Source organism: Klebsiella sp. WP3-W18-ESBL-02 (assembly GCF_014168815.1).
Lineage (GTDB): Bacteria > Pseudomonadota > Gammaproteobacteria > Enterobacterales > Enterobacteriaceae > Kluyvera > Kluyvera ascorbata_B.
In genome coordinates this window covers 4,483,277-4,505,872 of record NZ_AP021972.1, presented here as the reverse complement: position 1 = coordinate 4,505,872, position 22,596 = coordinate 4,483,277, and the positions used below count along the sequence as shown (strand labels likewise).

At 47.0% G+C, this 22,596-nt stretch carries 11 protein-coding genes, 1 tRNA gene and 1 pseudogene; 2 read left to right on the top strand and 11 right to left on the bottom strand.

What is annotated here, in order from left to right; all coding sequences use genetic code 11:
* Nucleotides 1-107: 107 nt before the first annotated feature.
* Complete coding sequence (gene ahr, locus H7R56_RS21695; protein WP_106927616.1) at nt 108-1,127, bottom strand: NADPH-dependent aldehyde reductase Ahr; 1,020 nt, start codon at nt 1,125-1,127, stop codon at nt 108-110.
* A gap of 203 nt (nt 1,128-1,330) precedes the next feature.
* Between ahr and H7R56_RS21690 the strand changes: the two genes are divergently transcribed.
* Nucleotides 1,331-1,415 (top strand) — tRNA-Leu (locus H7R56_RS21690).
* A gap of 199 nt (nt 1,416-1,614) precedes the next feature.
* The gene (locus tag H7R56_RS21685) at nt 1,615-2,883 is read left to right on the top strand and encodes a tyrosine-type recombinase/integrase (RefSeq protein ID WP_094760997.1); all 1,269 of its coding nucleotides are present in this window, start codon (nt 1,615-1,617) and stop codon (nt 2,881-2,883) included.
* A gap of 130 nt (nt 2,884-3,013) precedes the next feature.
* Here the strand turns inward: H7R56_RS21685 and brxL are convergent, their stop codons facing one another.
* The 10 genes and pseudogenes from brxL to H7R56_RS21635 all read right to left on the bottom strand — a co-directional run bounded on the left by brxL (nt 3,014) and on the right by H7R56_RS21635 (nt 22,576).
* Nucleotides 3,014-5,074 carry a protease Lon-related BREX system protein BrxL gene (brxL, locus tag H7R56_RS21680; protein ID WP_171862425.1) on the bottom strand — a complete coding sequence of 687 codons (2,061 nt, stop codon included), beginning with the start codon at nt 5,072-5,074 and terminating at the stop codon, nt 3,014-3,016.
* A 257-nt stretch (nt 5,075-5,331) separates the two neighbouring features.
* Nucleotides 5,332-7,935: a BREX-1 system phosphatase PglZ type A gene (pglZ, locus tag H7R56_RS21675; RefSeq protein WP_099433766.1), complete on the bottom strand. Its 2,604-nt coding sequence runs from the start codon at nt 7,933-7,935 to the stop codon at nt 5,332-5,334.
* A gap of 217 nt (nt 7,936-8,152) precedes the next feature.
* Nucleotides 8,153-9,937, bottom strand: coding sequence for a BREX-1 system adenine-specific DNA-methyltransferase PglX (pglX, locus tag H7R56_RS21670; protein ID WP_099433765.1), 1,785 nt, complete (start codon nt 9,935-9,937; stop codon nt 8,153-8,155).
* Nucleotides 9,937-12,939 (bottom strand): reverse transcriptase domain-containing protein, encoded by a 3,003-nt coding sequence (locus H7R56_RS21665; protein ID WP_099433764.1) that lies wholly within the window; start codon nt 12,937-12,939, stop codon nt 9,937-9,939. The genes pglX (H7R56_RS21670) and H7R56_RS21665 overlap by 1 nt, the downstream gene beginning before the upstream one ends.
* Before the next feature lie 16 nt (nt 12,940-12,955).
* Nucleotides 12,956-13,420: a hypothetical protein gene (locus H7R56_RS21660; RefSeq protein WP_137675670.1), complete on the bottom strand. Its 465-nt coding sequence runs from the start codon at nt 13,418-13,420 to the stop codon at nt 12,956-12,958.
* Nucleotides 13,421-13,442: 22 nt separating this feature from the next.
* Nucleotides 13,443-15,377, bottom strand: a complete 1,935-nt coding sequence (gene pglX, locus H7R56_RS21655) for a BREX-1 system adenine-specific DNA-methyltransferase PglX (protein WP_023280806.1) — start codon at nt 15,375-15,377, stop codon at nt 13,443-13,445.
* Between the two features lie 86 nt (nt 15,378-15,463).
* Nucleotides 15,464-17,218, bottom strand: a complete 1,755-nt coding sequence (locus H7R56_RS21650; protein ID WP_079805578.1) for a DUF262 domain-containing protein — start codon at nt 17,216-17,218, stop codon at nt 15,464-15,466.
* Between the two features lie 101 nt (nt 17,219-17,319).
* Nucleotides 17,320-21,021: a BREX system P-loop protein BrxC gene (gene brxC, locus H7R56_RS21645; RefSeq protein ID WP_099433763.1), complete on the bottom strand. Its 3,702-nt coding sequence runs from the start codon at nt 21,019-21,021 to the stop codon at nt 17,320-17,322.
* Nucleotides 21,022-21,143: 122 nt separating this feature from the next.
* Nucleotides 21,144-21,437: pseudogene (locus H7R56_RS21640) on the bottom strand (BREX protein BrxB domain-containing protein); the annotation flags it as partial.
* 158 nt (nt 21,438-21,595) lie between these two features.
* Nucleotides 21,596-22,576 carry an IS5-like element IS5 family transposase gene (locus tag H7R56_RS21635; protein WP_000019402.1) on the bottom strand — a complete coding sequence of 327 codons (981 nt, stop codon included), beginning with the start codon at nt 22,574-22,576 and terminating at the stop codon, nt 21,596-21,598.
* Nucleotides 22,577-22,596: the final 20 nt, after the last annotated feature.

Sequence of the window (22,596 nt, the reverse complement as noted above, 5' to 3'; positions counted from 1 at the left end):
GCGTCGAGTATAGGCAAAACAAAGGCATTGCGGCGCGGTAAATTGTCTGTTTTGCGGTAAGGGGGAGTGGTGCAGAGAACCGGCGGCAGAACGCCGCCGGTGGCATATCAGAAGTCGGCTTTCAGCACCACGCGGTAACGGGCTTTACCGTCGCGCACGTGCTGGATGGCGTCGTTAATTTTCGACATCGGGAACAGTTCGGTAATAGGCGCCACCTTGCTGCGGCCGGCAAACTTCATCAGCTTGCGCAGCTCGAACGGGTTACCCGTTGCCGAACCGGAGACGCTGCGGTCGCCGCCAATCAGGGTAAACGCCGGCACCGGCAGCGGCGTGAGCACTGCGCCCACGGTGTGGAAGTTGCCGCCCGAGGCCAGCGCTTCGAAGTATGGCTGCCAGTTCAGGTCGACGTTGACGGTGTTGATGATCAGATCAAACTGACCCGCCAACTCTTTGAGCGCTTCCGGTGAACGGCTGTTAACCACGTGGTCTGCGCCCATCGCCCGCACTTCCTGTTCTTTTGATGGATTCGAGCTAAAGGCAGTCACCTCGGCACCCATCGCGCGCAGCAGCTTAATGGCGATATGCCCCAGACCACCGATCCCAATAACCCCCACGCGGCTGGTGGCGGTGACATGATGCATCAGCAGCGGTTTAAATACCGTAATCCCGCCGCACAGCATCGGGCCTGCGGTTTCGATATCAATGTTGTCCGGCAGTGGAATCACCCACTGCCAGTCAGCGCGCAGCTTATCGGCAAAGCCGCCGTGGTTGATGATGGTCGGCACCGAGCCTTCAGTACAGTTAATCTGGTTGCCATCGATACAGGCATCGCAGTGGCCACAGCTGCGCGCCGTCCAGCCAATGCCCACGCGCTGGCCAATTTTCAGCCCTTTATTCTGCGCGGCGCTGCCCAGCGCTACCACATGACCAATCACCTCGTGACCGGCAACCAGCGGATATTGAGAGAACCCCCATTCGTTGTCGATCATCGACAGGTCCGAGTGGCAGATCCCGCAGTAATCCACTTTCACCTCAACGTCTTCCGGCAGCAGCTCCCCGGCATCGTATTCCCAGACTTCCAGTTCCCCACCGGCGTTTTTCGCGGCGTAGCTTTTTATTATGGACATCGTGCTTCTCTCAGTTTGGTGTTGAACTGAGAGTGTAGAGCATGGGGAGGGGAAGTGCTTGGCGGAAGGGGGGATTAAGGCAATAGTGAACGTGACTTCGTTGTGTTGTTTTTTTCGACACTTAGCGACATTAGCGTACGCTGGCGCTTGCATGGTGGCGCGTGGCAGGTATAATCCTCAACGTTTTCCGCATACCTTTCCGTGCCGGAGTGGCGAAATCGGTAGACGCAGTTGATTCAAAATCAACCGTAGAAATACGTGCCGGTTCGAGTCCGGCCTTCGGCACCAAAAGTATGTAAATAGACCTCAACTGAGGTCTTTTTTTATGCCTGAAATCCGCGCCATATAAGGCTTTCCGCGATTTTCCCTTCAGATGAAGTCAACCTGGGTCAACCCACATCAAGTCGCTTGTGAGTATATAACTGAGTATATATGCTGATTCGATAATGTTTGTATACTCACGGCGGTACATGGAAGGAGAACCATCATGGCTCTGACTGATACTAAAGTCCGTTCGGCAAAACCTGAAGATAATGCAAACCCACTATCTGATGGTGATGGCCTGTTTTTACTGGTGCATGCGAATGGCTCCAAATATTGGCGATTTCGTTTTCGCTTTGGTGGCAAACAGCATGTGATGGCGTTTGGCGTTTATCCCGAAGTTTCACTTGCGGATGCCAGGAAGAAAAGGGAGGAGGCCAGGAAGCTGGTAGCTGCTGGTATCGATCCACGCGAACATAAACGTGCAGTGAAAGAAGAACAGGCGAAAGAGATTATTACTTTCGAGAAGGTTGCCCGAGATTGGCTCGCGACCAACCAGAAATGGTCGGAAGACCACGCTGAGCGTGTGAAAAAGAGTCTGGAGGATAATGTTTTTCCGGCGATTGGGACGCGCAATATTGCTGAATTGAGCACCCGCGATTTGTTACTTCCCATTAAGGCCGTAGAGACGTCTGGACGTCTTGAAGTGGCTTCCCGTCTCCAACAACGTACTACGGCCATCATGCGTTATGCAGTACAAAGCGGTTTAATTGATTACAATCCGGCTCAGGAGATGGCAGGAGCGGTTGCTTCTGGCAATCGAAAGCATCGTCCTGCGCTGGCCTTAAAGCGTATTCCAGAACTGCTTCAGAAAATAGATGGCTATACCGGAAGACCATTAACCCGTTGGGCAACCGAACTCACCCTGCTTATCTTTATTCGTTCCAGTGAACTGCGTTTTGCACGCTGGTCGGAGATAGATTTTGAAACCTCGATGTGGACGATCCCTCCTGAGAGAGAACCCATACCTGGCGTTAAGCATTCTCATCGCGGCTCAAAGATGCATACACCGCATCTGGTGCCTTTGTCTAAGCAGGCGCAGGAGATCCTGAAACAGATAAAGCAGTTCTGTGGCAAGCATGAACTGATTTTCATTGGCGATCACGATCCACGTAAACCCATGAGTGAAAACACGGTGAACAGTGCATTGCGGGTGATGGGCTATGACACCAAGGTTGAGGTTTGTGGTCACGGCTTCCGCACGATGGCCTGTAGCTCATTGATTGAGTCAGGGCTATGGTCGAAGGATGCGGTAGAACGGCAGATGAGCCATATGGAACGTAACTCAGTGCGGGCAGCGTATATCCATAAGGCGGAGTTTATCGACGAACGCAAACTGATGCTGCAATGGTGGGCGGATTTCCTAGATGCGAACCGGGAGAAAGGGATTACGCCGTTTGACTATGCGAAGATCAACCAAGGGAATGGTGAGTGAAATATTTGTCAGGGCGTATTTAAATTAAAATTGACTGACCAGCCCCTAGTGGAGCTGGTCAGTGGTTTATTCCGGGAACATTATTTGAATAACATCCACTCATAATAGATTTGGATGTGGTGCATTTATATCAATGAACGCCCAATGCTTTATACACAGCATCCACCGGATCTGCATAGAAACTGATTTGGAATTTGGAGAAAATTTCAGCAGGCACAGTTGGGATATCAGAAGCTGATGCCATCGGCAGCAGCACACGTTTGCCCCCACTATCCATTGCCAGTTGCAAACTACCAGCCAGATCTTCGACCGGATTCACCACACCACCAAGTGTCATATCTCCGAGCACGACCATCTGTTCTTGCACTGGCTTGCCCATCAAAATGGAACAGAAGGCTACCAAGGCGGCAAGGCTGGTTTTGGTACTAGGGCCTGAGTTATGTAACTCAACGGCATGTAGATGGTATTCATGCTCGGAAAATTTGGCGGTAGCACTGATGCGATTTAGGTTGCCTTTGAAATAATCAAAACCTATACGGATTGCTTCTTTTGCTGGTGTATTGGAGCCTAGGCCAGATGTCGTGTGTTTACCATTACCGGGGGTCATCTGAGTCTCGAAGCGATACAGGCCCAGTTGGCCTGTGACACCCTTGGTAACCATGTGCACAACTCCCGGTTTACTCAGACCTTCGGGGATCAACTGGCTCCCGCCTTGCTCAGGTACATTGACGAAAAACTCTTCCAGAGTTTCGTTGTCGAGATAGCTGAAATGAACATCGAAAAACTCCATGCCGCCTAGTTTTTTCAACTGCTCTTTGATTCTACGACGTAACTCTAATGCGTAGGTGAGACAAGGACGTACCTCCTCTTTACCAAACACACCATGAGGATACAGTAATTTGAGCAAACCTGAGACCGTGCGGCGTACTGCGATTACATCGCGTTGGTTGAGGTTGTTCCCGAGTTTAAAGAAGCGGTCGATAGCATCAGAGAAACTACGCTTGCGCATTTCTCGCATATATTCGGCCAGATAGTCGGTGATCAGACCGTAGTTATTGGTAAAAAATTCAGGCCGCATCTTAGGGATATCCCAGCCTGGGATATAGGCATGGAAACGGTCAAAGAAGGCTGTATCGATCATCGCTTCCGGGAAAGGTGCCAGCAGGTGACTGGTTTTGACTAACGTTTCTACGCTTTGGTTTATGTTGCCGACAAATACCATGGATGCTTTGGCTTCGATAGAATCACGGCCACGGGAAAAAGAGCCCGATGCCATGTAATCCTTCATGATCTGGACACCATCTTTATCCTTGAAGGTAATACCAGCCACTTCGTCAAAAGCTACTACATCCCACATGCCTACCAGCCCAACCTGCCGGGAACTCATGTTGTAAAACAGATTGGCGACCGTCGTCTGGCCACCTGAGACTAGTAATGAATTAGGCGAGCACTCTTTATAGACGTGGCTTTTACCGGTACCACGTGGGCCGAGTTCGCAGACGTTATAGTTGTTCTCAACAAAGGGGATCATCCGCGTTAACAGATGCCATTTCACCCGTTGCTTCAGATTGGTTGGCTCCATGCCAATAGAGCGGATCAGGGTATCCAGCCATTGGTCTGTTGAGAAATTAGCCCGGGCGGCAAAAAGTTCTTCCATATCCATGGAGGGCATCTGGATCGGCTTAAGGTTGAAAATTGAGAAGGGCGAAATTCTTTGCCCTTCTTCATAAAAATAGTTAAGAGTAACGATACACCAGATCCCCCCGGTGAGCAGCTTCTCGTTAGCTTTAACAATGTTGGCGGGGATCACGGCATCTTTGATACCGAGGTTCGAAAGCTGAGCCTCGTAGACATCTTTCTTCTGGTTGAGCTTTACTCCGATCTTATCGATCACTTTAAAGCTACCACGCTCACGAATCAGAGATTTTACTTTCTCAGCCTCATCCGGGCGAACATAGTTCTCAGCGAGGATTTTTTTGACGTTTTCAAGACCTTCGCGTACCACTTCATCATCGTCTGAAGCACAGTACATACCGAGCAGATATTCCAGTACATAGACAGGGACATTAGCCCCTTCTTTTAGCTGTTTGGTCAAATCCTTACGGACAACTTTACCCTTAAAGTAACGATTTAGACGGGCATCAAGATCCATGCTGGCATGCTGAGATAACTCATCGTCAATGCTGAGCATAGAAGCCTCATCAACAGTAGTTCCGCTCGGCTGGGCAAGCTTCTCCGTGTAAACGTCCATCTGCTGGATCACTACATTGTTCGTGATATGTGTGACATTCACCGCTGGCTCTTGTGCGGTTTCCTTTCCTACAAACTCACCTTCAGTAGGATTTATCTCATCATGTGGCATCTGGTATTGCTCCCGGGTACTGATTAGCTGGCACCCAACATTAGAATTTACTTATCACATCCACAGGATCGCTATTTTGCGAGCCATTAAAAACCGAATTCATCCTGGATTGCCAAATCAATAGTGACTGGATAGCGTGCCATTTCAATACCATCCTCATCATCAACGAGCAGCAATTGATACTGCGCCTTGCGGTCAAATTGAGCACCGGTCAGTTTTAAACGCACGTCTTGCTGGCGCTGATCCAGATTACTTGAGGTCGCTTCAAAGAGTAGCTTCTCAATAGCTGACACGGTTTGTTCTGAACTATCTAACACCGAGATACGAACCATTCTTGATTTATGACGTTCATCGACGGCATCGGTCTGCAGGAAGCGGATTTTATCGATAACATTTACCAGCTTAATGGGTTGGTATGCCGGAACTATGTCGACTTTGGTTTTTTCATGCAGAGTTTGTTTCTTGCCACGCAGCTCTTGTACTTCAAGTATTGGAACACAGACCTCTTGCAACATTGCACCACCATGGACGAAGCGGGCTCCACCAACAAAATGGAAACGGCTCACTCCTTTCGGAAGCCAGAATTCCACATCAGAGTTACCATCAACAATATTACGCAATTGCCCATGCCAGACATCTTCGTTTGTTGGTAAATTGCGACCAAGGAGATAGCGTTTTGAAGCTTCCAGAGTTCCAGATGGTTCGTATTTCAGAGACGATTTTACCCCGTTTTCAACTGAGGCCTGTTGGAATAAGAATCCATGATCGGCTGTGATAACTACGCGAGTAACGCCAAACCCATTGATAATTTTGTTGATGAGTCCATTCAGTTCGTCTATAGCCTGGCGGGCATGAATGAATGTCTTGAGCTCACTTTTCTGAGATTCACTCTGAGCATCGATGACATCGTGATAGACGTAGATTACCTTTGCGTCACCAACCGCCTCGTTAGCTTCTGCCCGGGTCCAGCTCAGCAGACTTTTGGCCGAAATCGCTATACCACCTACCTTACTTAGAATAGTGCTGCGATTTTCTAAACCCGCGCTGTTCTGTCCATCTACTAATACTGTTGAGTTGGTAGCGGCATAGTCAAGTTGCTGATGAGGGAGTAAGGCGGCCATGCCAAGTTGCGTGTAGCTAGGTAGTACCCCGAGCTGGCTCTTGAGCTGTGCAGAGAAGCGCTTGGCTTCATTTATCTGTCCCTGGAGCTCATGAGCAACTTCATAGCGCAAGGCATCACTGATAATAACAAACTGGCGCTTGACGCCGCTTTGGGTAAGGCGTTGTTTGATGACTGTATCATAGAAGCGATGCTGAGAAGGGAGACCAAGTTGCCAGTTATCAAGCAACTGCTCTTTATCTAGCAACCCATCCCATGTCAGTCCCAGTTGGTATAGATACCAGTTCACATACAGATCTTCGATTTTACTGGCCAGTACTGCCAGCACTTCTACCGACTGCCCTTGCAGATGCAATAGTGCTTCATTAAATAGGCGATAGGCTGCATCAAACTGGAACAATTCAGCTTCATAGGCAAGATACATTTCTTGCGCTGAAGTGTAATGAAAACCATCCGGTTTCGAACGGCGTAGTTCTAGCAACAATTCAGCTTGTTGCAGCGCCTGGTAAATATATGCATATTTAGGTATAGTTCTGGCCCAGAATCCATGTCGACGACGAGAGATTAGTTGGGCAAACTCTACTCGATTCAGTTTCAAGTCACCGTTGTTTAATCCAGATATCAGCTCACGGATCAAACCTTGTTCGACTGCTTCAAAGCCTTCGACTTCTCCCCAGAGCCAGATATCTTGCGCTGTCAGGCGTGAAGCAAGTTCGAGCTGATCCGCTACCTGTGCAGAGATGTCGGCAAAATTGCTGCTGTACTGGTTAGAATCACGCCAACCAGATAGTAGAGCCATAGCATTCGCACGTCCGGTGGGAGTGGCTAATAGTTGTGACTGTAGCCAGACAGGGCGCTCTTTAGCATCAAGCTGTTCGTAGCATTCACTCACCAGTAACTTACGAATCAGTTCGCGTAGTGACGGTTCTGTCCCTTCAGCTATGTGGTATCCATATTCACGGTTCATTAAATGCCAAAATGCAGGCAGCAATCCATGCTGTTCTAGCGGAAAAAGAGCGGTTTCAGCATTCTCAAGTAACCGATCGCCAATGCTTTTCATTATTTCGGCAATCTGAGCATGACAGGTCAGCACGACACTTATCATTTTCATATCAAGTGATAGCGGATCTTCTATGCCGCCACGGCCGTCCAGGCGACGTTTAAAGGCTGCAGTACGCTCCTTGTTGGCGAAAAAGCTTTTACGTGACGCGATGTGGTCGCGCAGCGCCATATTGGCGAGACCGAGGTCATTAAGCAGAATTGAGGCTGCATCAGCATAAAACGTGGTGCTATAACGACGTATATCGAGCAACCAGTCTTTAGCTGGTGATGGTTCTGAACTGGGCCAGTAGAGAAGGAACCCCTGCGTGGGTTCATCGATTTCAATGCGTTTGCGCGTCTGAAGCTGTGACTGCTCTGCCATATTGAGCACTATTACTGGCAACCCGTTCCACAGTATGGCGAGTTCTGTTAGCTGTGCAGTAAAGCTCTGTTCTGGGTCGTGCCAGAAAACAATCCTATCTGCGGTGAATTTGTTGTTAAGCCCGGTTTGAAGCTGAGTGATATCCATCAGTACGTCTCGGAATAATTAAGCCATCAGCACCATGGCTGTGAATCGGCGGTAGTGTGTAATGTTGAAGATGATTATACCAACTCTGAACGTTGATGAGTGACCGAATCCCACATGCTAAAGATTCGATAGCTAATCTAACTGATTTGTACAAGGGGACAGTGAGAACAAAGTTATAAAGCGGAGACACTAGTGTCTCCGCTTTATCTTTTTGAACTTACTCGGCTTTATCACCAGTAATAGCTTTCACTTCAGCTAATAAAGTACCGAACTTGCCGTAATTGATCTTAACACCATCGTCGAGATCGAGCTGGATCTTCATATCAGCATAGTGTTTGAGTTGGTCGCCAAAAGAACGCAGCTCGGTAAGCTGTTTGGTCAGGCTATCGATCTCTTTACCGATGAGTTTGGCTTCGGCTGTTTCTGCTTCATTCTGCTGCAGGCGCAGGCGCTCAATACGGCTATCCATTTGGCCGAGCAGGGGCGTGACATACTCAGTGCGCATGCGCGGGAGAGTTGTTTCATTGTAGCGATGTAAATAGACCAAGCATTCAAAGGCTTTCTCTTTACCTGAACTGAATAGCCAGTAGATCGGGCGTTTTTTGTAGGTCTTCAAGTGATCTTTAAAGAATTGGGTCGAGAGATAGCGGCGAATCGTCTCGCGTGAGGTTTCTCCTCCTTTTTTCACTGGCTTGATCGCAGCTAAGCACAGGCTATCGGCAATAAATTGCAAGTTCTCTTCCAGATGAATATTCCCCCATACAGTGCGGATAAACTCTACAAAACGAACAGCAATATCATCCTCAAACCAAGTCTCTGAGGCCAGAGGTAGAATACCATCGCTATCAGCCGGGAAACTGATATAAGCACCTCCTTCAACTAGTGTTTTAAAACCTTTGTTACCGGCATGGGCATAAACCAGTCCCTCACGATCTAGTGAATAGCGCCCCATCATACAGCCGAGCGAATAGGAAATCAGTTCTACGACGGTATCCGATTGCAGTCTGTCTTCTCGCTCTTTGTCGGTCAGATTACCGCCATAGCGATAATGCGGGTTACAGGTGAGGGTTATTTCACTTAGTGGTACGTCAGGCGTCAGCTCATTTTGCAAGCCATAGGTGTCGATAAAAAGACTGTTATTCTCCTCTTCGAGGCGTTGCATTTCCTGAGATTTATTGTGCATAGATGTACGCAGTTTTTGGTAGCAGTTATCCAACAATAACTCACTGAAAACTGGTGGGAGTAGAGGTAATCTATTGAATGCCCAAGAAAGCTCATTAGAGTCCCAATCACTTTTTGACAGTTCAATGAGGGTCTCGGTCAAGAATTTTTTTTCTGGTAATTTAACCGGTATCGCATTTATCCCTATTGAACTGTAGTCAAGTGTCGGACAAAGAATATTCAGAAAAGTTTGAGCAACCTTGCTATTCAACAGACCAAGTAGCCCATGTTTATCTACAGATATAGGAAATATACAAGATCCCTTGGTATCGAAAAGAAAGCCTGTAGGATTATATCTTGCAGAGAATAAGCCAGAGCTTAACGATGAATAAGTTATGTTCTCACGAAAATAGTATTCTTGATTTTTTAGGCGTCCTCCAGGTCTAAGCTTGTTAATTTCTTCAACAAACTCTTTAAGTTCTACTCCATTTTTTTCCCAGTTAACCAAATATTCGTTATTTCCAAACCAACGACGAAACTCTCCACCTTTATTGTAGGCGTACCATTTCTCAGGTCTGCTTTCAGATTCTTCGGCACTTTTGCAGTCAAAACATGATTTATCCGCGCTTACTTCATGCCAGAAACGTAAGAAGCGGCCATTATCAGAGGTGGCCATGCCTTGTTTTGCATCAGCAACTTCACGTAGCTTTTCAAATTTGAAGCTGGAAATAACCATGTCGTTAACCCAATATGCAATTGGGCTTCCCGGAATTTTTTCAAAATCCTTGGCTGAAGCTCGATAAAAGTGTTTGTCCATGTTGTTATTTTCTTGCTGGACCATTATGAGTCTCCTTTTGGCAATTCTTTTCTGTTATGTGCCATATCCTGAGCAAATCCATCCGGAACGGGCTTAAAGGGTTTTCCTGGTGAACGGTGGTTGGACTGGAATTGGCGTAAGGTCGTTACATCAATTTCACCGGTGATGCAGTAATCGTGATTCCCACCTTTCACGCGCATTAAGTCGCGTTGGTAGCGTTCTTTGTAAGGTGCACGAATACGGCTATCGCCATAAAGGCGATTATTACACTGGATGATGTAGGCATGGATATCAAGTGCAGCGGATTCTACCAATGCATTAAACGTGTCGGTATCAGGGTTCCATTCTGGTACAAATAACGCATCGATTTTACCGCGCAGATCTGCCCGATAACGAATATTGGTCAATTCGCTGCAGATCATCAATGCAAAACGAAAATCTCCATGTTGCACAATCGGGGGTTGTGTCCATTGTGTGGCAGGGCTTAATTCAAGACCTGCAAGGCGGAAGAGTTCCTGTTCTTCATGTAATGCAGGTCGCTGCTTATCTTGTCGGTAGAGCATCAGAGATGGGAAGCCCAGACCATCATGACTCAGCGAGGCCCATACCTGATTACGTACGCGCTTTTTCGGAGCATGCAGATATTCCACACCACTGATAAATGAAATACCACGCCCCTTAAGTTTGTGGGCTATGCGAATAAACCACTGCGGTGGTAAAGCCAGCTCCGGTAAAATGAGATATCCACTATTATCAGGTCTGGAGATCAGTTCATTGATTAGACGACTGAGTCGCTGATAACGGCGACGACTATCAGGATCGGGTTTGTTCATCACCGCTGCGACAAAACTCGACCCACTAGTTTCCCAGCTAGATACCGCGATTGTATGCTTGGACTTAGGTTCGCCATCAGGGATCTGAAGTATTTTCTTACCGTTATTCCAATGCGGCATTTTGTGCTTGGTCAGCTCAAAACCACGTAAAGCCTGCATCACCTGGCTCAGCTTAGCGCAGTGAAGCGAATTAAACGGATCTGGTGCTATCAAATACAACTCATTGAGGCTAAAAGGGCGAGTAGCGAAATTTAGACCTGCCGGGATCCCTCTTTTAAATTTGAGCCAATCCACGAGAATACGGATACCTTCCGTTATATTGCAAGGAAGTAACTCATGTGCATCTGAGGTGATTAATTTATTACGTGCAATGATGCCTCGCTGGCTCACAATCTCTTTGGGCAGGCCGATGAAGCGAAGTGGAATATGCGCTAGATCGTAACTGAATAGCCGAGCATGAGCTCCCTGTAAGACATTGCTGCCGAGAAGTTTAAACAGACTAGACTCTAAGTGCTTTTTAAACTGTAAGGTATTACGGAATTCCTCCCAGGCAACCTTTCCTTCACCACATAGCTTGTGTGGAAAAGACGAAATAATGCTTTCAGCAACAGCATCGTAAAGTGTGTTCCACCAATCATGTTGTTGATATTGCAAGGAAGACTGCAGAGCCTTAATCGATATAGTGCAATGATCTTTGACCTTTTCCGTTAGCTTATTAAGAGCCTTAATCATTTTATCAAGATAGCTAAAATCTTCACAAGCGACTGCCATTCGAATGATACGTGGCAGGTATTGAGCCAGTTCGAAGAATTTTATCGGCGTAAGCAAATGACCTGTTACCGCATCAAAAAAAGCATGGCGGTGTTCTTTCCAGGCATCAGGCGGAAGGTCGCGCTCGTAAGCTTCATAGTCACGCAGATTGAGAGCGAAGCTAGCTCGATGCAGGGTTAAAGCATCAGTTTTACGCAGATTATCGGCTTGTTCACCAATATGACTGGTTGCTTTAAGCAGATCGGTTGCCACTGATTCGGCTGAATCAGGAAGGTTTGGTAAAGAGCGCCATTCGCTTGCACGTTGATTAATCTGCTCAGAGATAGCATTGACCAAAGCAATACCAGCCGCGCCAGACAGAACGAATAATTTATTTTTGTTGTTTGTAAACACGATACGGCTGGAACATGTTTCAAGGTAATCAGGCTTGAAAAGGATAGCCTGTTCTTTTGGGTTATCCATATGTTCCCACTTAAATAACTCTTTGCCCCCATCCCGATTGAAGATCCAATCCCAGAACTGATACGTATTTTTTATCTTACTGGTATTTTCCATCACTAACAGGATGTCATCCACATAGCGACCATAGTAGAGTGGAACAACCTGCTGTTCGATAAACTGATCGAGCTTAAAGAGTGCTGCATTGGCAACAACAGCAGAGGCTGGCAAACCAACGGGTAAGCCTTTTCCGAGTGGTGTTAGTTTTGCCCAGGCTTCCAGTGCAGTAATAAACAATTGGTGCACTCTCGTCTGACTCTGATCCAATTCGACGCCGATCAGTTTTATAAAGGCCGGATCTTGCATAAAACCGGGATTTAGTTCATGGAAAAAACTGCTCACATCAGCTGTAAGAGCTAAGACCTCTTTTTTATCTTGCAGTGCTGAACGCATAGCGTTAATGCCGCCATCACGCCAGTCGCGAAAAGGTTTGAGGTAAGGAGTAAATGATCCCAGTGCTAGTTCGTTAATTTGACCATGGCGATTACGGCGTAATCGGCTGCCATAAACATTGCTACTGAGTTTTTTATCAAAAAGCGAACCCACCTTGAGCATCCAAAGAGCTGAAAGGACATGGAAGTCCAAACTGCAGCAGGCCATCAAACGAAATTCTGCTGTGATTTCTTTTCCAGCTTCTATTATCTTCTGCCATTCATCATCAGGTGACGCGAAAATTAGTCCTGTGCTGTCATCTGTTTTCTCCGTTTTAATGGCTTTTGGGACCAGAGACCAACCCCCTAGAAAATCTGGGTTGTGTATCCAATCTTGATCTTCTCCATTGATTCGTTCTTGCAAATCAGTGAGGTTAACCTGCAGCTTATCCTCGTAGTCAGCAATGGCAAATAGCGACGGAGTTGTCGAGTAATAGAGGTCTACTTTAGCCTTACGATAAGCGAGCCCTAAATCTTCTAATGTAAAACCCATATCGTGTCTCCTTTCCCTATTTTCGTTTTGCTACTGCTTTTTTTTTCAGATTTTTAGCTGTATCAACAAAGCACCAGAAGTCAGTCTTTTTCATTTGACAGAAGAGTTTTAGCTGGCCTTTATAACGATGTTCAATGTGATACCAGATTGGATTTCCTGCAACTCGTTCAATATCGGCATGAGCAGCTGCATTTCGCAGATGGTAAAAAATACTCTTTAAAATGTTACTCTTCGCGTTATGGAACCAGATCAGATTTTGCTTGTTATCTGCAGTAGGTAGGGTTGATGTCGCCAGCTCTTTTTCAGTCGAGAAAGGCTGGATTTGTAGACTAAGTCCACTCTTTAACTTGCGATATCCTTTAACCTGGGTTGATAACAGTTCAGATGTTAGCCCCTGGTGCTGCTCGTAATAGAGCACCAATTTTTCATAGATGTCGGCTAACTCGGCGCGAGTCAATTTGTGGAGGTTAGAGTTTGACATTATCTGCTTAAGCCCTATTTCTTTAAGCAATAGCTGCTTTAAACATGGCTGCTTTTTCTGCTTCAGAGTTTCCATCCACTAAACGGAGATAAGTGCCCTGATAGCTTGAAAGGTGAAAATTTCCTAATACGAATGCAGTAGTTGAGACGACTTCTCCACCAATACTATCAAATCCTCTTGCCCCAAGATGGGTCATACTCAGGATAGTGTGTTGATTCAAAATTCGGGTACGCAATGACTCGTATGAAGAAAGGAACATCCAGCTTTGCATGGTGATCATCGCTACCACACCTGACTCTTTGGTTAAATCCAGATTTCGTTCGATAAAAATGGCAAACAGGTCTGACTTGCTATTAGGGAACTGCTTCTTAGCGAACTCTTTCAGATCCGCATTCATCCCCTTACTGCCCATGTACGGTGGATTTGCAATCACCGCATCATAGCGTTTAGCTAGTAGGCGAGCTTGTGCTAGCAGCGGTAATAGTTTTTTAGATTCAGGTCGTTGCATATTATCGCCATTTTTGCTGAGTTCCTGAATCGTGGAATAGAGCTCCTCAATAGCTGAGGCTTGTTCAGTAGATATACTAATTAAGGAACCCAGTGTTTTGGCATTAAGAAAACGCTGATGCAGGTCTTTTAGAAGCGTCAGACGGGGGTCATCTGTAGCTTGGGCTACTGTAAGTAGATCTTGAGTCTGGCCATGCTGCGCATCAGCATTGAGATTAAGTGCTTGCCAAAGTTTCTGAATGTTGAGGTGTCGACTTTCCTGTAGGGCGTAAATATTCAGGTCTATATCACAACCATTGTTACGAGAAAACAGACGACGATCATCCTGACGGGCACGCATTAGCAAAGCAAAACCCGCCAGCTGTGCAGCGCGGTCGTCGATATCGAGTCCAAAGAGGTTATTCTTAAGTATTAGCACTGGGATCTCGCGGCTCCGATAACCGCGTTCTTCATAAATTCGATAGAGCACATTATAGGCTTCCACCAGAATATGGCCGGACCCACAGGCTGGATCGAGTACGCGTATTGATTCAGGTTCGATGCTGGCGGTTGTAAGTTCAGCCAGTTGTGCCACTACCTCGGAAGCCTGCTCGCCTTGGTCGATATAGTAGGGCATCGTGCTTTTGAGTGTGGACTCAGGATAGGTTTGCAGCCAGTAACGTCCCACCGAGTTTTGCACCAGATATTGTACTATCCAGTTAGGCGTGAACAGCTGAGTAGCGGCAGGAATATCTGCGGATTTGACCACCTTACCAATGACCTGCTCTTTTTTCTCACTAATGTAAAATTGGTAAAGCCAGCCGATAACCTCTACTTGCTGCCAGTCAAGTTCTGGGATCTCATCTACCAGTTCGCGCCAGAAGGCATCAGTGCGGGTAAGGCCTGTAGGCAACAGGAGTTCTGTTTCATCATCAATGGCTTCAAACAAAAATGGCATTGCCTGATGCAGTCGGTGACATTGGCCGAGAAGTAGCTCACGGAAGAGAGTCTCCTGCTCATTACCTGCCAGTAACAAGTCCAACAGAGCGGGCTTATCCAAAGCCACACCTTCTGTTATCAGGGAATCGATCACCTCAGGGGCGCGATCCAACACTTCAAAACCCTGTGGCTGAGAAGGGTGTGATAGCAGACGTACACCGTGTTCTAAATATCCCTCTTCGCTTTTCAGCTCCATAAAGCGGATGGCACAGAAGCGGTTAAACCAAGTGTATGCGACATGCTCTATTAAAGTCTCATAGCTATCGTTTGCAAGCTGTTGTTGCAGGCGCTTAAGGGCAGAGGCACAACTGGCTGGATGGGTAAATCCAGCAACTTGCAAAACTTCACCGCTAATTACCGGCTCAATATGGCCCTTGGCAGTGATTCCAAATTCAGCAGCGCGTGCTTTGATCGCTGTGATAAATGCTGTACGAGCCCGAGGGGCTATTTTTTTTAAATTGGCAGTGTTCATTAAGGCTCACAAATTAGTTTATCCGGGCGGTATCCCACCATTCAGAATACAATGTTGGATGAGTTGTAACTCACCTGAAAAAGAAATTATGCCGTAAGAGGTTCACTAAGAAGGTGACGTAAACGCGCCAATAATATTTCACGACGCTTATGATAGAACGCCTCAAATCCAGCCAAAGTCTCTGGAAGTGAGTCGATTGCCTGTAAGTGAAGATGATTGGCACGGGCAGCTGGCTCCGGCCACATCACTTCGTACCATTCATGCGGTAACTTCTCACGTTTTTCATTGTTCTGGCCCCCTTCTAACAACTGTAGGTTAGGTAGCCGGTTAGCCATGATCATCCACTCTTCAATCTGTGTTTCATCGGTCATCCCTATCTTTTTCAGTTGGCTTTTGGTAAAGCGGGCTCTAGGGAATATGTGATCAACATGGAAGTGATGGGAGAAGTCATGTCCCGGAAAGAGCAGAGATAGCAAGGCAAAAGTTCGACGGTTACCATAGTCGAGTTCAACCAACGACTGTAGCTCTTCTTCATCAAAGCGTAAGCTCTTGCCACGTTCTGTCATTGCAATCGATATTTCTATCAAAGGAAACTCTTGCTGACCATGTTCCTTGATCTTGCTTCGCAAGCTAGCCAGAAGCGTATCAAGACCACTTCCCCAAATACCGGATTGTTTAAGGATAGAGCGAATTAGCCAACCTCTGATCCCCTGCCTATCAGCAGCATACTCGCTACGGGATAGGTAGCGGTTATCCAGATCTCGATGGTAGAGGTAATAGGCTATGGGGAGTAGGGCACTGTCTGCTCCCAGATTGTAACTGTTGAAGCCGAAACTGCTGAGTAAATTGACTGCAAGAAGTAAAGCTTTACGGATGCATTCCCAATTATCTTCCAGCTTGCGCATGTTCTCTTTGCTAAAGTTCTCGACTTTAAACCCAACGCTGCCGATATCACTCAGCATCAGACCTGCTTTGAGCACCAGGTCCTTGCTAAAGGAAAAACCATTACCTATTTGGTTCATTTCATCTACTAGCTTGTGAATCTCATCACGCGCATCCAGCGTGCTCCATTGCGTTACGGCGATGGAGAGCAGTAGATCTGAATAGGAGAGTGTTGTTCCGCCACTATTCATACGGATAAAGATATTGAGAACCTTGGATAGCTCCTGACCTTCTTCCAGGTAGTAACTGATCAAAGGTTTATTGTGAATGATGTCATGAAAACGGGAAATCACTTTACCTGCTGCTGGTTTGCGTTCATCTGGCATTTTCATTTCCATGACTGACATCATTACGTCATAGGCATTCATACCGAGAATACGGGAGACTAAAAACCAATGGTGTTGTTCATCGTTGTGGCTTGCCTCATCCTCATTCAAGAACTCGAACTCATAACGAGTTCCGCTGTCAGGGTCTGTGCATTCAAAAAGATTGAGATAGAGGCGACGTTCGATAAAGGCGTCTGCACTGGACCACCATTTACCCTGAGTTTTCCAACTATAGGAACCGCGTAACCCGATGTTTAGTGCTGTCATTCGCTGCTGGCCATCTAGAACCGCGATGCGATCATTTTCACCGATGATATCTAGTTTTTTACAGTGGACTTGATCACGCTGGTGGTAGTCACGCATAAAATCATAAAATTGATACTGACGCAGATTCTCAGTTTTAATTTTCCAAAACAGGAAGGTACCAAACGGGTAGCCTTGTAGTAGAGAGTCAAACAGCTGGCAGATTTGATCTGGCCGCCAGACAAATTCTCTCTGGATTGCAGGCAAAATATATTCATGCTGTTCAACTTTGTTCAGCAGCGTTTCGATGGTGCCACCGGTTTGGTACATGTTTTATCTCTTCCCGTATGGTTGTGTTCGAAGCACTCTTTACGCCCCTTTTGATGAGAAAAGGGGCCGAGCGTTTTACATCCTTGCTTTTGGGCGCAACACTATTTGATCCGCACTCTTTTACCCTGACCTATTGCCTGTTGTAAACGGCTGCGAAGTGTCGCGAGATAGGTGTCGATATCCTGCTCCGTTTCTATAAAGATATGGCTGGCACCGAGTAATTCTGCGGGTGAAACCAGTTCGATAGGTTTAGGTATTGGTTTGTGGCTAACCACTGTCGCAGCAGAGTTATTCGCAATAGTAGTTGGCGAGCCTGATGGATCCGGTTCTCGCAAAGTACCCGCATCGCTATTAGGCGGTTCAGCCGCTTTTTTCCGTGCTGCGGCTTGCTCCGCTTCCAGACGAGCTTGAAGTTCGGCGCTGTAGCGGTTGATCAGTTCTAAGACCTTATCTTCTTCATCATCAGCCTCTTGTTGCAGGCTAACAATCTCATGTAAGGATAAGCTGTTACTGACCCGTTCTTTTAACAGATTAAAGGGACGCATTGCCTGGTTTTGTAACTCAGCTGGTAAGTCAGTAACCAGCGGTGCAACACCTTGCTGGGTTGCATTGATCGCTTCCAAAGCCGCGGCACGTTTCTGTTCTACCAGTTGCAGGTTAATGGCGATGAGTTGATCAATTAACGATCCCACCTGGCGCAGTTTGCTATACGGGGATTTATCATCGTAGATAGCCTGCAGTGCAGATAATGCTTTAGCCGCTTCTGGGTTTTGCTCCAGTGCATGGCGATTGGATTTGAATTGATCGTTGAGGGCTCGACGCAACTGTTGCCAGATATCAAACTGACGAGTGAAAAACTCCTCGACTTCTTCAAAATCTTCGGCAAAATCCTGCCATTCGTTGCTCTGCTGGCAGAGTCCATCGATTAGGGCATAACTGTTGTTGCCCAGCTCAAGCAGGCTGGCGATCAATCGACTGCCGGTAAGCAGGGTGCTTTTGCCAGGGCAATTCCCATCTTTAGCTTTAAAATCAAATTCTTTAATTAATCGCTGCCACTCGCCTAGTACGTCAAGAAGCTTATTCGCCAGCTCTTTTTCGCTGCTCTCGAAGGGTTTATTAAAAATATCTTTCGCCAGTTTAGCCGCTTTAGCTACTTGCTGTTCTGTATGCTGACGTACTCGACGAATACGCAGTGTGCTGTGGCTACGTACCGAGGTAAAATGTTCGTAGCTGCGTTTGAGGGGCAAATCACCATTCGGTGTAGATAGCGCAGCCTTACCAAGCAAGACCAGATGAGTCACCTGTAGCATTACTTCGTCACGGTTCCAGCCGAAGGGACGAGCACTGAATCGCTCTAACAATTCTTTAAGGTAGACCGGCTGATTTTTTTCATCTGCGACATTTAAAAAGAGTTCAATCTCCTTTTTTGCAGCAGCATTGGGGTCTTGTTCACCGAGATTTATATTTAGCTGTGCCATGTCATCGGCCATGATCACCGACTTCAGCTCTTGCACCGGGTTGTTACCACAGCTTTGTAGTAAAGAGAGCTTTTGGAATGAGTTTTCGATTACGTAGGCACAAGCTTCATCAAGCATATTGCTGACACTAGCCGATTTACTTTGCAGCTCATTACCTAGTGCGAATATCTGTGCTTGTTTCACCAGATCATCGAATAGTAATTTCAGACGGCTGCGACGCTGGGTGTTTTCGAGTGCTTTTTCTGCCAGCAATTTCTCTTGCTCAGGTCGTTTACCTCGTATCCCTGCCAGGAACTTCTCGGTTTTCAACCAAGTATCAAATTCAGCCCAGATCCGCTTCTCACTCGACAGGCGTACCAGAATACAACCATTCCCTTCTTGGCTCAGTGCCTTGTAGGATTGTTCGTTATAACTGTCAAAATTGGCATCCAGTGGGGAAATGACTTTGAGCACCAGATCTGTTTGTTGGCTGCCGTCTATAGAGTGACCGTTACAAAAGCGAGTCAGAGGGTAATCCTGCTTGTTTACCGGATAGCGATACTGACGGCGATTGCCCATTACCTCTTCAAACACCAACCGGGCCAGTTGCCGGTTCTCTTCAGTTGCTTCAACCTGAGTGTGTTTGATCTCCTGCTCGACTTCTTTTTCTTCGTTAGTCAGGAATACGTATTCATCGCCATTTCTGACAATCAATAGCTGGTTTTCAAGACGCTGTAGACTGGCTTCGATTCGGCTTTTCAGTGCCACTTTATCGGTATCTATTTCTTCAATAGAGAGTGTGACCAGATTATCAATGGTGGATTTGATCAGATCGACATAGCGGATTAAAAACAGCGATTTAAGAATATTAATGTCGTAAGGATCGAGGCTTGCTTTCTCAGCCGCTTGTTCGAAGATGCGTTTAACGTTGGTATCGAGGAAAGATTCGATTGCCGGATAAAAGGCATGGAAAGGCACCAATACACCGATATCTTTGTTCATCTGCTGGCGTGCGGCATTCTGGAATGCATCCAGCAGAGAACGTTCACCACGGGAGAGATGTTTACCGGTAGCCCCCACTTTGCGGATTGCTTCGAAGACCTTTTGTACCAGCAGATACTGATAGGGAATAAAAGGGTAGTGATCAACAAACTCAACATTATCACTGTAGTTAGCAAGCTCAGCTGTAGTGCTGGTATCAAAGGTCAACTGGTTGCGAAGAATGTCGCCTTTTTGACTGAACAATTCTGCCAGGCAGTTTTTAGCGTCTTCACTTTTTTCGAGCAGACGTTTCTGTATTACCTCATTGGTATTGGACGAGGAGAGGGAAATCCTTGTGTGAAAACGCCCTTGGATCTTGGAGAAGTCCTGGCCTTTTTTAGCGCTAAGATCTCCTAGTACGGCATCGATATCTTCTTGTGAAGTGACGATTACCCAAGCTCTGCCTCCACAAGCGGTACCGATATTTTCTGTTATCGTCTGCAGTTTGAGCATCATCTGGGTGTTGTTGCCGATAAACTGTCCGACCTCATCTACCAGAAAGACCATGCGTTTACTGTCACCAGATGGATCGCTACGATCGAGATACTCCCGCACCCATTTACAGAAGTTGGCAATGTCGAGAGTAAACATGGATTCGAGATTTTCCATACTCTGCACCGATGAGGCATCTGACTGGCCGGTAGCATAGGCCCAGGCTTTTGCCATTTCATCACGACAGAAACCATAGGCATCACGCTGTTCTTCCCAGCTTGAGCCCGTGAGTTCAGCAAATTTTGCTTTGAATGGCTCGTATTGGCCACGGGAATCTAACTCACGTTCCAGATGTGCGATATGAGGATGGTCAGCGCAATATCCCAGGCGCTCATTGAAGACGCGCAAGAAAACTTTGAGAATGGCATCTTCTTTGTCTTCAGTATCTGCGCGGCTGTCGATATTAAAGAGAATTACTTCAGTATTGCGGTTAACTGCAGCGTGGATATCACCGTAAAGAAGGGGATCGCTGATTTTCTCTTTGAAAAACTCGATGGCAGCTTTTGTTTGGCCATTGTTAACAGCTTTCTTGTTACCGAGCAGGTAAGAGAGGATCTTTATAAAGTGAGATTTACCGGAACCGAAATAACCCGATACCCAAATCCCAATTTTACCCGCCACACTAGGATCATCTGGATGGCTGACACCAGGCAGGTAGGTCTCAAAAAAGTGACGAAGGTGGCGGTCAAGTTCACGGGTCACCACATACTCGTCAAGCTCAGTCCAGATGATTTGCTCATCCAACTGCTCGGCTTTCACCACACCATTGATTGGGCGATCCAGTTGTTTGGTAAACAGCTCTCTTATCTGCATTAAAAATTCCGTCTCTATCATACAGCGAGACGCTTCTGCTCGCTATAACGTGATGACTCTTTCGCGGCCAAGTTAGTGGTTTGAATTCTCTCAAAAAACAAGCTACGGCAGCAGTTTAAATTTCAGTACTTAGATGCGTGAGGCACCAGTTGGAAAGCTCGGTAGTAGTTGGCTGTTGCCACTTCTGCGCTGTCCAGATCAAAAGGATAAAGTTCGAGGCCGTTGTAACTGCCCGGATAAAACAATACCAATGGTATTGCCCCCATATGGGCATGTAATGCATTAAGCAAACTATGACCACGTAGCAATGGCCAGCATTGGCCAAGACCTGATAACAATACAAATTGAGGCGAGGCCGGAAGCACTTTATCTATCAGATGCTTAGCAATTCGACCTTGTTCAAGAGGTCCTTTAAGTGCTTTGGCTAGGGAAGGTGCGAATAAGCGGGGAAATTCTTCTCGGCTGACTCAGCCATTTCATTTCTTCATGTTTGAGCCGATTTTTTCTCCCGTAAATGCCTTGAATCAGCCTATTTAGACCGTTTCTTCGCCATTTAAGGCGTTATTCCCAGTTTTTAGTGAGATCTCTCCCACTGACGTATCATTTGGTCCGCCCGAAACAGGTTGGCCAGCGTGAATAACATCGCCAGTTGGTTATCGTTTTTCAGCAACCCCTTGTATCTGGCTTTCACGAAGCCGAACTGTCGCTTGATGATGCGAAATGGGTGCTCCACCTTGGCCCGGATGCTGGCTTTCATGTATTCGATGTTGATGGCCGTTTTGTTCTTGCGTGGATGCTGTTTCAAGGTTCTTACCTTGCCGGGGCGCTCGGCGATCAGCCAGTCCACATCCACCTCGGCCAGCTCCTCGCGCTGTGGCGCCCCTTGGTAGCCGGCATCGGCTGAGACAAATTGCTCCTCTCCATGAAGCAGATTACCCAGCTGATTGAGGTCATGCTCGTTGGCCGCGGTGGTGACCAGGCTGTGGGTCAGGCCACTCTTGGCATCGACACCAATGTGGGCCTTCATGCCAAAGTGCCACTGATTGCCTTTCTTGGTCTGATGCATCTCCGGATCGCGTTGCTGCTCTTTGTTCTTGGTCGAGCTGGGTGCCTCAATGATGGTGGCATCGACCAAGGTGCCTTGAGTCATCATGACGCCTGCTTCGGCCAGCCAGCGATTGATGGTCTTGAACAATTGGCGGGCCAGTTGATGCTGCTCCAGCAGGTGGCGGAAATTCATGATGGTGGTGCGGTCAGGCAAGGCGCTATCCAGGGATAACCGGGCAAACAGACGCATGGAGGCGATTTCGTACAGAGCATCTTCCATCGCGCCATCGCTCAGGTTGTACCAATGCTGCATGCAGTGAATGCGTAGCATGGTTTCCAGCGGATAAGGTCGCCGGCCATTACCAGCCTTGGGGTAAAACGGCTCGATGACTTCCACCATGTTTTGCCATGGCAGAATCTGCTCCATGCGGGACAAGAAAATCTCTTTTCTGGTCTGACGGCGCTTACTGCTGAATTCACTGTCGGCGAAGGTGAGTTGATGACTCATGATGAACCCTGTTCCATGGC

Coding starts and splice junctions, on each gene's coding strand:
- ahr (WP_106927616.1), bottom strand. CDS start 1,127: ATGTCCATAATAAAAAGCTACGCCGCGAAAAACGCCGGTGGGGAACTG.
- H7R56_RS21685 (WP_094760997.1), top strand. CDS start 1,615: ATGGCTCTGACTGATACTAAAGTCCGTTCGGCAAAACCTGAAGATAAT.
- brxL (WP_171862425.1), bottom strand. CDS start 5,074: ATGCTCAGCATTGACGATGAGTTATCTCAGCATGCCAGCATGGATCTT.
- pglZ (WP_099433766.1), bottom strand. CDS start 7,935: ATGGATATCACTCAGCTTCAAACCGGGCTTAACAACAAATTCACCGCA.
- pglX (WP_099433765.1), bottom strand. CDS start 9,937: ATGGTCCAGCAAGAAAATAACAACATGGACAAACACTTTTATCGAGCT.
- H7R56_RS21665 (WP_099433764.1), bottom strand. CDS start 12,939: ATGGGTTTTACATTAGAAGATTTAGGGCTCGCTTATCGTAAGGCTAAA.
- H7R56_RS21660 (WP_137675670.1), bottom strand. CDS start 13,420: ATGTCAAACTCTAACCTCCACAAATTGACTCGCGCCGAGTTAGCCGAC.
- pglX (WP_023280806.1), bottom strand. CDS start 15,377: ATGAACACTGCCAATTTAAAAAAAATAGCCCCTCGGGCTCGTACAGCA.
- H7R56_RS21650 (WP_079805578.1), bottom strand. CDS start 17,218: ATGTACCAAACCGGTGGCACCATCGAAACGCTGCTGAACAAAGTTGAA.
- brxC (WP_099433763.1), bottom strand. CDS start 21,021: ATGCAGATAAGAGAGCTGTTTACCAAACAACTGGATCGCCCAATCAAT.
- H7R56_RS21635 (WP_000019402.1), bottom strand. CDS start 22,576: ATGAGTCATCAACTCACCTTCGCCGACAGTGAATTCAGCAGTAAGCGC.